The 11,753-nt window shown below is 73.7% G+C and carries 10 protein-coding genes; 9 read left to right on the top strand and 1 reads right to left on the bottom strand.

From position 1 onward, the window contains the following. Window positions 1-34: 34 nt before the first annotated feature. Window positions 35-1,282, bottom strand: a complete 1,248-nt coding sequence (locus tag ADK52_RS30695; RefSeq protein WP_159046069.1) for a cytochrome P450 — start codon at window positions 1,280-1,282, stop codon at window positions 35-37. A gap of 196 nt (window positions 1,283-1,478) precedes the next feature. Here ADK52_RS30695 and ADK52_RS30700 point away from each other — a divergent pair, with 196 nt between their 5' ends. From ADK52_RS30700 to ADK52_RS30740, 9 genes are all read left to right on the top strand, one after another. Continuing rightward, window positions 1,479-2,690 (top strand): methionine adenosyltransferase, encoded by a 1,212-nt coding sequence (locus ADK52_RS30700; protein ID WP_053693122.1) that lies wholly within the window; start codon window positions 1,479-1,481, stop codon window positions 2,688-2,690. Between the two features lie 26 nt (window positions 2,691-2,716). Continuing rightward, window positions 2,717-3,874 carry a hypothetical protein gene (locus tag ADK52_RS41840; RefSeq protein WP_053693123.1) on the top strand — a complete coding sequence of 386 codons (1,158 nt, stop codon included), beginning with the start codon at window positions 2,717-2,719 and terminating at the stop codon, window positions 3,872-3,874. 31 nt (window positions 3,875-3,905) lie between these two features. Then, window positions 3,906-5,081: a non-hydrolyzing UDP-N-acetylglucosamine 2-epimerase gene (gene wecB / locus ADK52_RS30710; protein ID WP_053693124.1), complete on the top strand. Its 1,176-nt coding sequence runs from the start codon at window positions 3,906-3,908 to the stop codon at window positions 5,079-5,081. Continuing rightward, a complete protein-coding gene (locus ADK52_RS30715; protein WP_053693125.1) occupies window positions 5,078-5,692 on the top strand; it encodes a histidine phosphatase family protein in 615 nt (204 codons plus the stop codon). Before wecB ends, ADK52_RS30715 begins: the two co-directional genes overlap by 4 nt. Then, complete coding sequence (locus ADK52_RS30720) at window positions 5,689-7,227, top strand: GMC oxidoreductase (RefSeq protein WP_053693126.1); 1,539 nt, start codon at window positions 5,689-5,691, stop codon at window positions 7,225-7,227. The genes ADK52_RS30715 and ADK52_RS30720 overlap by 4 nt, the downstream gene beginning before the upstream one ends. Beyond that, a complete protein-coding gene (locus ADK52_RS30725; protein WP_159046070.1) occupies window positions 7,224-8,447 on the top strand; it encodes a glycosyltransferase in 1,224 nt (407 codons plus the stop codon). The genes ADK52_RS30720 and ADK52_RS30725 overlap by 4 nt, the downstream gene beginning before the upstream one ends. Before the next feature lie 3 nt (window positions 8,448-8,450). Next, window positions 8,451-9,722, top strand: coding sequence for a serine--tRNA ligase (gene serS / locus ADK52_RS30730; protein WP_053693128.1), 1,272 nt, complete (start codon window positions 8,451-8,453; stop codon window positions 9,720-9,722). 4 nt (window positions 9,723-9,726) lie between these two features. Then, window positions 9,727-10,932: a hypothetical protein gene (locus tag ADK52_RS30735; RefSeq protein WP_053693129.1), complete on the top strand. Its 1,206-nt coding sequence runs from the start codon at window positions 9,727-9,729 to the stop codon at window positions 10,930-10,932. 152 nt (window positions 10,933-11,084) lie between these two features. Beyond that, the gene (locus ADK52_RS30740) at window positions 11,085-11,708 is read left to right on the top strand and encodes an LmbU family transcriptional regulator (RefSeq protein WP_182508914.1); all 624 of its coding nucleotides are present in this window, start codon (window positions 11,085-11,087) and stop codon (window positions 11,706-11,708) included. Window positions 11,709-11,753: the final 45 nt, after the last annotated feature.

The raw sequence follows: 11,753 nt of genomic DNA on the forward strand, positions 1-11,753 counted from the left end.
TGTCGCCTACCGGGCCGGCACGGGCCGGCGACGCCTACCGGGCCCGCAGCGGTACGGCCCGGTACGCGGCCAGGCCGAAGAACTCACCGCGCACCACCGCCGCGCGGTCGATCCGGGCCGGGACCCCCGCCTCGCGCAGCGCCGACAGCGCGGCCCGCAGGTGCAGCCGCGCCAGCGGCGCGCCCAGGCAGTAGTGGCGGCCCCGGCCGAAGGCCAGGTGCGGCTCGGATCCGCGCCCGGCGCCGGTCACCGGGCAGCCGCCGCGGCCCCGGGTGCCGGAGTCGTCCTGTCCGGCCGAGGCCAGCAGCAGCACCACCCGCTGGCCCGCGGTGAAGCGGTGCCCGCGATGGTCGAACGAGGTCTTCGCCTCCCGCACCGCGATCTGGAACGGCGGGTCGGCCCGCAGCGCCTCCTCGATCTCGATCTCGGTCTCGATCTCGGTCTCGGTCTCGGCGCTCTCCTGACCGCCCCCGGCGCCGGTCGTCCGCAGCGCCGCCACGCAGGTGGCCGTCGCCGTCGGCTCGATGCCGCCGGTGACCAGCTGGGCGACCATCGCGACGACGTCCTCCGGTTCGACCTCCGGGTCCCGCGTGGCCCGGGCCAGCGCCACGGCGGCCGGTGTCGACGCCCGGGGCAGCAGCTCCTCGTGGACGAACCCGGTCAGCGCGGCGACGGCCGGGGCCGCGCCGAGCGCCGCCGCCACGTCCATCCCGGGGGTGCCCACGTAGTCGATCAGCGGATCGGACCACTCCTCCAGCTGCCGCCCCGCCTCCTCCGGCAGGCCCAGCAGCCGTGCGACGGTCCAACGGGCGGCCGGACGGGCGAAGTCGGCCAGCAGGTCGGCCGGTCCCGCGGGCAGCGCCGCGGCCACGCGCCGGGCCGTCCGTGTGATCTCGGGCTCCAGTTCCTGGACGGCCGAGCGGGTCAGGGCCGGCTGGAGCAGCCGTCGCAGCCGGACCTGGGCGGGGCGGTCGGAGAAGACCGGCCACCGCGCCAGATGCTCCTCGACGGGCACGATGACGGACCGGTCGGGCTCGGGGAGCCCGTGGATCCACTCCGGGAAGTCGTGCGCCCCGAGCCGCGGGTCGAGCAGCAGCTCGGCCACGTCGGTGTACCGGCTGACGTACCAGGAAGAGGTGGCCTCGTCGAAGTGCACCGGCGAGTGCTCGCGCAACTGCCGGAAGAGCGGATACGGATCCCGTCGGCTCTCCGGGGTGACGATCGGCGGAATGGGCGGGCCGTCCGCCCTGCCCATTCCGGCCGGGACGAGAGAATCATTCATACCGGCGATGCTAGAAGGCGCCGGAACAGTTCCGGTATACGGGCGCCGGTATATCCGGGCCATATTTCCCGCAGTATATTTCCGGCATATTTGAGCGCCCGGCAATTGACATCGCCTGTAGTTCTCCGTGAAGAATTCCATGGCATACGGACCGGGCATCAGGCGAGGTCCGAAAGACGCACACAGGAGAACCGACATGCGTTTCAACATTTCCGAGGTGCCGCCGGCCGCCGATTTCGAGGTCATCGAGCGCAAGGGCATCGGTCACCCCGACTCGCTGTCCGACGGGCTGGCCGAGGCGCTGTCGGTGGCGTACTCGAACTACACCCTCAAGGAGTTCGGGGCGGTCCTGCACCACAACTTCGACAAGGTCGGCCTGCTCGGGGGCCGCAGCGAGGTCAACTTCGGCAGCGGGCGGATGACCTCGCCGATCCGGGTACTGGTCAACGGCCGCGCCTCGGACCGCTTCGGTGACCGCGAGATCCCCGTCGAGGAGCTGATCGTCGAGACCACGAAGCAGTTCCTCGGCGAGCGGCTGCCCAAGATCGACGCGTCCCAGGACCTCACCTTCCTGTGGAACCTCAGCAGCGGCAGCAGCCCGGGCCAGGTCGACGCCAGCACCGAGAAGGAGTCCTACCGCCGCCACTGGTTCTCCCCGCGCGACCTCTCCGACCTGCGCGAACTCCAGCAGCTGGTCTGCAACGACACCTCGATCGGCACCGCGTACGCGCCGCTCAGCCCGCTGGAGAACTTCGTGCTCGCGGTCGAGCAGGAGCTGCACGAGGACAACGACCTGCCCTGGCTCGGCACCGACATCAAGGTCCTCGTGGTGCGCAACGGCCTCACCGTCGACGTCACCGTCTGTCTGCCGCAGATCGCCGACGAGGTGCCCGACCTGGACGCCTACCTGGCCAACATCGCCACCGCCCGCCGGCTGATCACCGATCTGGCCGAGCGGTCGCTGCCCGGCCACGACATCACCCTGCACACCAACACCCGCGACAACCCGGCGATCCCCGAGCTCTACCTGACCGCGACCGGCTCCTCGATCGAGAGCGGTGACGAGGGCCTGGTCGGCCGCGGCAACCGGGCCAACGGCCTGATCGCCACCGCGCGTCCGTACACGATGGAGGGCGTGGCCGGAAAGAACCCGGTCTACCACACGGGCAAGGTCTACACCGTGGCCGCGCAGCGGATCGCCGACGCGCTCGCCGCCGAGCACGGCACCGCGTTCCAGGTCTGGGTGGTGGGGCAGGCCGGCCGCGAGCTGAGCGACCCGTGGGAGGTGACGGTCGCGCACGAGGGCCCGGTCGACCCCAACCTCGTCGAGGTGACCGTCAAGACCGAACTGGCGAACATCACCCAGATCACCGTGGACCTCCTGGCCGCACGGGTCCGGCTCTACTGAGCCGATCCGGCCGAAGCGAGGAACGCATGAGCACCCCCGCCGCCAGGTTGCGCGCCTGGCTCCTCGACCACCCCCGGCTCGCCGAAGGCCCGCATGCGGGCGGAGTGGTGGGCGACACCGGGACCGACGCCTACGTCTACCCCGAGATCGCCGGCTACTACCTGACCTGGCTGGCCTTCCTGGCCACGACGGAGCCGGAGCCGGATCCGGAGCCGAAGTCGGAGCCGGAGCCGAAGTCGGACACGGACACGGACACGGAGCCAGGCACTGGGCCCGCAGCCGGGCCGCCGGCCGGCCCCGCCGACGCCGCGCGGATCGCCGAAGCCCGCGACGCCACCGTCCGCTGGCTGAACGGCGAGCTCGGTCGCCCGGACGGCCCGCGGACCCGCTGCCACCTCACCGCCACCCCCGGAGCGGCCGCCGACTGGCGCAACCACGCCCGGTTCACCTTCGACCTGGGCATGGTCCACCGCGGGGCCGCCGCCGCCACGGGCCCCGGAACCCAGGCCCTGCTGGAGCGCACCGCCGAACTGCTCGACGGGATGCGGGACGCCGACGGCTCCTGGACCGGCTGCCGCCCGCACGGCGCCGCCGCCCCGCTGCCCGAGCGCTGGTCCACCGTGCCCGGCCCGCACCTGCTCAAGGCCGCGGGCGGCGTACTGGCCCTGGCCGCACCCGGCCACGCCCCCACGGTCCTCGCGGCCGCCCGGGAGACCCTCGCCCGCCACGCTCCCGGACTCGCGGCGGAGCTGCCCACCATGAGCCACCCGGGGCTGTACGCCCTGGAGGGCCTTCTCCAGGCGGAGAGCGCCGGACACCGGGAGCACCTCGACGAACTGCTGACGGGCTACCACCGGCTCGCAGCCCAGCCCGGCGGCGTACCCCGCGAGTACGCCGACCTGCCGGACAGCCGGGTCCGCAGCGACGTGGTGGCCCAACTGCTGCGGGTCGGCTGCGTGCTGGCGGACCGCGGCGAGCTGGACGGCGCGGAGCGCGCCGCCCTCGACCGGCTCGCCGCCCTGCTGGCGGACCGCGTCGGCCCGGACGGCGCGCTGCCCTTCGAGGACGGCGGAGCGTACGGCAACACCTGGTGCGCGATGTTCGCCCACCAGGCCCTGGCCTTCCACGCCCGGCTCACGGCGGGCCGCCCGATCCCCGACGCGTGGGTCCGCCTGCTGGTCTGATCCCGGGGACCTGACAGTAAAGGAAGCAAGAGTGCAACAGCGCGTCGCCGTCGTCCTCGGGACCAGACCCGAGGCGATCAAACTGGCCCCGCTCATCCGGGAGTTCCGCGAAGACCCCCGGTTCCGGCCGGTCGTCATCTCGACCGGACAGCACCGGGAACTGCTCGACCAGGTCCTGCCCGGCTTCGGCATCCGGCCGGACCTCGACCTGGGCGTGAAGCGGGTCAGCCACAGCCTCGCCGAACTGACCGGCGCCGTGCTCGGCGGACTGGACCGGGCCTTCGAGCGGATCGCCCCGGACGCGGTGGTCGCGCACGGCGACACCACCACGACCCTCGGGGCGAGCCTGGCCGCCTTCTACCGCAGGGTGCCGCTGGTCCACGTGGAGGCCGGACTGCGCTCCGGCAACCGCTGGGCCCCGTACCCGGAGGAGTTCAACCGCCGGGTCACCGCACTCGCCGCCAACCTCCACCTGGCGCCGACCCCGCACACCCGGCAGAACCTCCTCGCCGAGGGCGTCGACCCGGCGACCGTCGTGGTCACCGGCAACACGGTCATCGACGCGATGCGCCACACCCTCGCGCGGGCGGACGGCTGGCACGACCCGCGGCTCGCCGTCCTGGACGACGACCCGCGCCGGGTGCTGCTGCTGACCGTCCACCGCCGCGAGTCCTGGGGCGACCCGCTGCGGCACATCGCGCGGGCGGTGGCCGAGACCGCCGACCGGCACCCGGACATGCTGGTCGTCGCCTGCCTGCACGCCAACCCCGCGGTCCGGGCGATGCTGCTGCCCGTCCTGCGCGACCGCCCCAACGTACTGACCGTGCCGCCGCAGCCCTACCCGACCTTCCTGCGGCTGATCCGGCGCGCCCACCTCGTCGTCACCGACTCCGGCGGCGTCCAGGAGGAGTGCACCGGTCTCGGCAAACCGCTCCTGGTGCTGCGGGACGTGACGGAGCGCCACGAGGGCGTGGCCGCGGGCGGCGCCCGGCTGGTCGGCACCGACCCGGACCGGGTGCGCGCCGAGATCGACCTGCTCTGGACCGACCGGCTGCTCCACGAGGCGATGGCCACCGCGGTCGGCCCGTACGGCGACGGCCGGGCCGCCCCGCGCTGCGCCGCCGCCGTCGCCCGCCTCCTCGGCCTCACCGACGGACCCGTCCCCGAGTACCACCTCACGCCGACCACCGAAGGGAGTTACCGGTGAACCCGGACACCACCTACCTGATCCGGCACGCGCAGACCTCGTACAGCGCCCGCCACCTGGTCAACGGCTCGCTACGGGTGGACGTGCCGCTCGACGCCGCGGGGCTGGCCGCCAGCCGGGCGTTCCGGCCCCGCTGGCTGGCCGGCGTGGTCTCCTGCCGCACCAGCGGTTTCACCCGCACCCGCCAGACCGCCGAGGCACTGCTGGCCGGGCGGTCGGTGCCGCTCGACGCCGACCACCGGCTGAACGAGATCGGCTACGGCGCCTTCGAAGGCGGCCCGTGGCTCGCCTACGGCGACTGGCTGCGCGACGCGGGGCGCGGCGCCGTCCCCCCGGGCGGCGACGAGTCCTGGCGCGACAGCGTCGAGCGGATGCTGGACGGGCTGCTCGACTGCCTCGCCCTGCCCGGCCCCCGGCTGGTCGTCGGCCACGGCCTGCTCGGCTCGGTGGCCCGCTGCCTGACCGGCCCGCGGACGTCCGCCGACGGCCACGCCCTGCCCGAGGCGCCCTACCTCGAACCGCTGGTGCTGACCGACGACCAGCTGCTCCGGCTCGTCGCCGACGGACGCCGGATGCTCGGCCCGGTCCGGGCGGAGGCCGTCGCGCGATGACGTACGACGTGATCGTGGTCGGCTCCGGCGCGGCCGGCGGCTGGGCCGCCAAGACCCTCACCGAACGCGGGCTGCGGGTACTGGTGCTGGAAGCCGGACCGCTGCTGGCCGGCGACCACCGGGTCGACCGGGCCGCCCACACCGGCGGACGCCAGCCCGTGCAGTCCCGCTGCTCGGCGTACGAACAGGCCAACAGCCACCTCTTCGTCGACGACCTGGACAACCCGTACCAGACAGCCCCCGACGAGCCGTTCCACTGGTTCCGCGGCCGCCAGGCCGGCGGGCGGATGCTGCTCTGGGCCGGAGTGAGCCTGCGGATGTCCGACCGGGAGTTCGCCGGGACGGCCACCGACGGCCCCGGGCACCGCGCCTGGCCGGTCGGCCACCGCGACCTCGCCCCGTACTACGCCCGGGTCGAGGACTTCCTCCGGGTGACCGGCGGCGGCGAGCCCTCTCCCGCGGCCCCGCCGCCCGCCGCCACGCACCGCCGCCCGCTCACCCGCGGCGAGCAGCGGCTCGCGGAAGCGGTCGCCGCCCGCTGGCCGGAGCGGCAGGTCATCACCAGCCGCACCGCCGTCACCGAGGCCGGATCGGTGCTGTCGGCGGCCCTCGCCACCGGACGGGCCCGGCTGCGCCCCGACGCCGTGGTCAGCCACCTGGAGCTGGACGACCGCGGCCGCCGCGCCGAGGGCGTGGTCTTCGTCGACCGCCGCACCGGGCGCACCCACCGGCAGCGGGCGGCGGCCGTACTGCTCTGCGCCTCCGCCGTCGAATCGGTCCGGATCCTGCTCAACACCCGTACCCGCCACCACCCCGACGGCCTCGGCAACCACACCGACCAGCTCGGCCGCCACCTGCTCGACCACACGGCCGGGGTCTCCGTCAGCGGCCTCGTCCCCGGCCTGGACGGCCCGCCCCGCCCGCTGCCCGGACCCGGCTTCGTCCCCGTCTGCCACATCCCCGACTTCGGCGACGCCACCCGGCCGTTCCCCGGCGGCTACGGCATCAACGTCTTCGCCCCCGAGGTGCTGCCGATGAACACCGGCAGCGCCGCCTGGGCGTCGGCCGGAGGCACCCCGTTCCGGATGTGGGCCAGCGGCGAAGTGCTGCCGCACCCCGACAACCGGATCACCCTCGCCGACCGGACCGACGCCTGGGGCGTGCCGCAGGCCCGGATCCGGCTCGTGTACGGCCCCTGCGAACGGGCGATGGCCCTCGACCAGGCCACCGAGATGACCGCGATGGCCCAGGCCGCCGGATTCACCGTCCTGGAGGTCACCGACCAGCCGCTGCCCCCCGGTTCGTCGGTCCACGAGCTCGGCGGCGCCGCCATGGGCACCCACCCCGCACACTCCGTGGTCGACGCCGGCAACCGGCTCTGGCGGGTGCCGAACGTGCTCGTCGCGGACGGCGCCTGCTTCCCCACCGCCGGATGGCAGAACCCGGCCCTGACCATCATGGCCCTGGCCGCGCGCGCCGCCGACCGGCTGGCCGACGCGACCCGGGCCGGCGACCTGGAAGGAGCGGCGCCGTGAAAGTGCTGCTGATCAGCGATGCCCGGGTGGAGACCGGGCGCGGCCCCGTCACCCGGCTGGCCCACGTACTGCCCGAGCTCAGCCACCGCGCCGAGGTCTCCCTGGTGGTGCTGGGGGAGCCCGACCCGTTCTGCGCCCGGACGTTCGCCGCCGCGGGCGTCACCGTCCACCCGGCCCCGTTCGAACTCGACGGCTGGCGGGTGCGGGAGCTGCCCGAGCTGGTCGCCACGATCGAGGCCGCCGTCCGCCGGGAACAGCCCGACCTGGTGGTGCTCTACCGGGAGATCTGGGACCTCATGCACGCCCTGCCCCCGGTACTGGCCCGGCTCGGCACGCCCTTCCTGGTCATGCCGCACTCGGTGCCGTTCCTGGACGCGCTTCCCCGGCCCTCCCGCTCCTTCACCCGGGACCTCGTGCGCCGCGTCCTCACCGAGCGCCGCGGCCACGCGCTGCGCTACCTGCTCACCCACGCCCACCAGGTCCCGCTGATGCGCACGCTGCCGCGCGTGGTGATCAACGAGACGGTCGAGTACTACCTCGACGGCTACTTCCCCACCGCACCGAGCGTCCGTGCCGTCCCCGGCTATGCCATCGACCTGCCCGCCATCGACGCGGCCCGGGCCCCCGAGCGGGTCTACGACCTCGCCTTCATGGCCAAACTCACCGAGGGCAAGGGGCTCTTCGACGCGCTGGCGGCCCTGCGGCGGCTGCGCGCCGACCGTCCCGGCGCGCGGATGCTGGTGATCGGCTCCTTCGAGCAGCCGCGGGTCGAGCGGCGCTTCCACCAAGCCGTCGAACGGTACGGGCTGCGCGGCGCCGTCGACCTGACGGGCTGGCTGACCGGACCGGCGAAGTACCGGGCGCTCAGCTCGGCCAAGGTCTTCTGCTACCCCTCCAGATCCGCCGACACCTTCTCGCTCTGCCTCCTGGAAGCACTCGCCTGCGGGCTGCCGGCCGTCTGCTACGACGTGCCTTTCGCCCGCGCCGTCTACGGGGACACGACCGCCGTCCGAGCCCTTCCGTACGGCGACACCGCGGCGCTCGCCGCGGCGGCCGGCGAGCTGCTCGACGAAGTGACGCTGCACCAGGAACAGGCCTCAGCCAGGGAGTTCGCCGCACGATACTGTTCGTGGGGCGTCGTGGCCGAGGCAGAAGTCACCGCCTACCGGCACTTTCTCGCCACGGCGACCACAACACCACAGAACATCGTCAAAGGGTGAACCGTGATCGATCTCAAATTCATTCTGCAGAATCCGGACGAGGTCGCCGAGAACTGCGCGCGCCGGGGATACGACGTCGACATCGAGCGGATCACCGCCCTCGACCGTGAGCGCCGGGAGATACTCGCACGGCTGGAGGACACCCGGCACCAGGTGGCCGTCCTCGGCCGGGAGTGGAAGAACGCCGAGGACCAGGACGAGCACCGCCGCAAGGCGAACGAGCTCAAGGCCGAACGCGGCCGCCTGGAGCGGGAGCTGGAGGGTGTGGCGAGCCGGCTCCAGGAGCTCGTCTCCTGGCTGCCCAACATGCTCGACCCGCGCGTCCCGGTCGGCGGCGAGGAGAAGAACGTCGTCGTCCGCACCGTCGGCGAGCCCACGAAGTTCGACTTCGCCCCCCGTTCGCACGAGGAGATCGGCCGCCTCACCGCGACCATCGACATCCCCCGCGGCGTCAACGTCGCGGGCTCCCGCTTCTACCTCCTGATGAACGAGGCCGTCCAGATCCGGTACGCGCTCACCGACCTCTTCGTCAAGCGCGCCCGCGCCCAGGGCTTCGACCTGGTCTCCCCGCCCTACCTGGCCCGCCGCGAGACGCTCTTCGCCTCCGGCTACCTGCCCTTCCAGGACAAGGACAACTTCGTCGTCAACGACGCGGACCTGTCCCTGATCGGCACCAGCGAGCAGTCCCTGCTCGGCATGCACATCGGCGAGACCCTCACCGAACTGCCCCTCATGTACCTCGGCGACTCGATGTGCTTCCGCACCGAGGCGGGCAGTTACGGCCGCGACACCGCGGGCATCCTGCGGGTCCACCAGTTCCACAAGCTGGAGCAGCTGATCTACTGCCACCCCGACGAGAGCGAGAAGTACCACCAGCTCTGCCTGGACAACGAGGAATGGCTGATGCGCGAGCTCGGCGTCCCCTACCAGGTGGTCCTGACCGGTTCGAAGGACCTGGGCGCGCCCGGCCGCATGAAGTACGACACCGAGGCCTGGCTGCCCTTCCAGGAGCGCTACCGGGAGACCACGTCCAACACGAACATGGGCGACTTCCAGAGCCGGCGCGGCCGGATCCGCTACAAGGTGGGCGGCGAGAAGGGCTTCCCGCACACCATCTCGGCGACCGGCTTCTGCGACCGCCTGATCATCGCCATCATGGAGAACTACCAGCAGGAGGACGGCTCCGTGCGCGTACCGGAGCTGCTCGTGCCCTACCTGGGCACCGACGTGATCGCCGTCCGTCCGGTCAGCCAGCAGCGCCCGGCCGTCCGGTAGCGCCATGACGACGAACACGACGGACACCGCCTTCCACCGGGCCCTGGCCGGCTACCTGTTGCCGAACGGCTGGCGGCTCACCGGCTGCCCGTCCTGCGGGCGCTCCTACTACGGCAAGGGCAGCCCGGTCTGCGGCAGCGCCTGGTGCCCGGGCTCCACGCTCGCCACCGCCCCGGCGGGAGCACCGCACCCGGGCCCGGCGGCACAGTGGACCCGGCTCCGGCGCGTCCTGGAGAACCGGGATCTGACCCCCTTCGCCATGCCCGGTCTGCGCGGTACCGCACGCGACACCGATCTGGTGGTCTCCGCGCTGCAGTACCTGGACCCGGTGGTGCACCACGGCGCCCCCGCGCCGAGCGGGCCCATGGTGCTGGCCCAGCCGTGCGTGCGGTGGCGGTACCTGCCCGTCGCCGGGCGGGAGGAAGCCGTCTCGTCGTCGTTCGTCAACCTCTCCTCGCTGGAGGTCGGCGGGCCCGGCCTGATCGAGCGGCTCGCCCACCACCTGGACCTCTGGCTCGACTGTCTCTCCGCGGTCGGGGTCACCGCCCGGGACACCACCGTCGCACTGTCCGACGAGGAGTGCGCCTACGGCCCGTACGCGGGCCGGCGCGCCGACATCAACAGCGGCGGCCTGGAGATCGGCGAGATCAACTGGTACGGGCGGGTCGACGATGCCTCCGGACGCGAACTCACGGTCATCGACTGTGGGTTCGCCTTCGAGAGGATCGCCTGGACGGCGCCCCGGACCGACTCGTACCACGCCATGCTCGCACCGGTCTTCCTGCCCTCGGGCGAGGCGGCCGGAGGGCTGCCGGGCGGCGTGGTCAACGACCGGGTCCGCACCCTCGCCCTGCTCTCCCTCTCCGGGGTGACCCCGGGCAGCCGGGGCCCGCGCCGGTACGTACGGCAGCTCGCCGACGAACTCGCCGTACCCTTCCTCGCCGGTGTCAACCTGCCCAGCGCGCTGGAGCACGCCGTGCGGTTCTGGCGCCAGTTCACCCCGCCCGCCGTCGTCGGCGACGGCGAGGCCGTGGAACTCGCCGTCGCCGCGATCGAACGCCGGGCGACCGCGCGGCTGGCCCGGGCCCTGGAACAGCCCGAACCACCGGTCCGGCTCGCCTTCGCCGAGGCGGCCGAGCTGCTCGCCGCCCGCTCCGGCGGGCGCCCGGCGGTGCGCCGGGCGGTCGACGCGCTGACCGTGACGGGCTGAGACCGGCTCCCGCCCCAGCGGACGTCAAGTCGCGCGTCGCCGGGACCGCCGGACCGGCCCTGCCGACTCGGGACTGTGCCGCCGGGCAGCACCGGGCGAGGATTCCCGCAGGGTCGCCGCGTACCGCGAACGGCCCACCAGGAGGAGGCCACATGCCGGTACCCACGTCCACGCCGCCGGTGCGGCGAGCCGCACCCACCGGCGGCCCGTCCCACCCCGGCGGCCCGTCCCACCCCGGCCGGCCCGGAGCACAGAGCGCGGCGCTGGCCCTGCCCACCTCCCTGCGGCTGCCGGCCGATCTCCCGCTGGAGGCCTGGCTGCGCATCGGCGGCCGCCTCCAGAGCACCGCCAACCCCTCCGCCTGGTGGGCCGGTGACTGGCTCATCCACGGCAGCACCAGCTACCCGGGCCGCTACCGCGAGGCCATCGCCGGCACCGCGCTCGGCTATCAGACGCTGCGCAACTACGCCTGGGTGGCCCGCAAGTTCGAGCCCGGCCGGCGCCGCGCCGACCTCTCCTTCCAGCACCACCAGGAGGTCGCCGCCTTTCCCCCGGAGGAGCAGGAGCGGTGGCTCGACCGCGCCACCGCGGCCGGATGGCCCCGCTCCGAGCTCCGCCGCCGCCTGCGCGGCCACTCCGTCCCCGTCGTCACCCGCCTCCGGTTCGACCTCCCGGACGACCGGTGGGAGGCCTGGCAGCAGGCCGCCCGCCGTGCCGACACCGACCTGCCGACCTGGCTCACCCGGCTCGCCGACCGAGCGGCCGCACAAGCATGACGCCCGCCGCGTCCCGGCCCGCCGCACGCCGAGCCGCCGCGTCCC

Origin of the sequence: Streptomyces sp. WM6372, from assembly GCF_001279655.1 — a bacterium.
GTDB lineage: Bacteria > Actinomycetota > Actinomycetes > Streptomycetales > Streptomycetaceae > Streptomyces.

Coding starts and splice junctions, on each gene's coding strand:
- ADK52_RS30700 (WP_053693122.1), top strand. CDS start 1,479: ATGCGTTTCAACATTTCCGAGGTGCCGCCGGCCGCCGATTTCGAGGTC.
- ADK52_RS30720 (WP_053693126.1), top strand. CDS start 5,689: ATGACGTACGACGTGATCGTGGTCGGCTCCGGCGCGGCCGGCGGCTGG.
- ADK52_RS30735 (WP_053693129.1), top strand. CDS start 9,727: ATGACGACGAACACGACGGACACCGCCTTCCACCGGGCCCTGGCCGGC.
- ADK52_RS30740 (WP_182508914.1), top strand. CDS start 11,085: ATGCCGGTACCCACGTCCACGCCGCCGGTGCGGCGAGCCGCACCCACC.
- ADK52_RS30695 (WP_159046069.1), bottom strand. CDS start 1,282: ATGAATGATTCTCTCGTCCCGGCCGGAATGGGCAGGGCGGACGGCCCG.
- ADK52_RS41840 (WP_053693123.1), top strand. CDS start 2,717: ATGAGCACCCCCGCCGCCAGGTTGCGCGCCTGGCTCCTCGACCACCCC.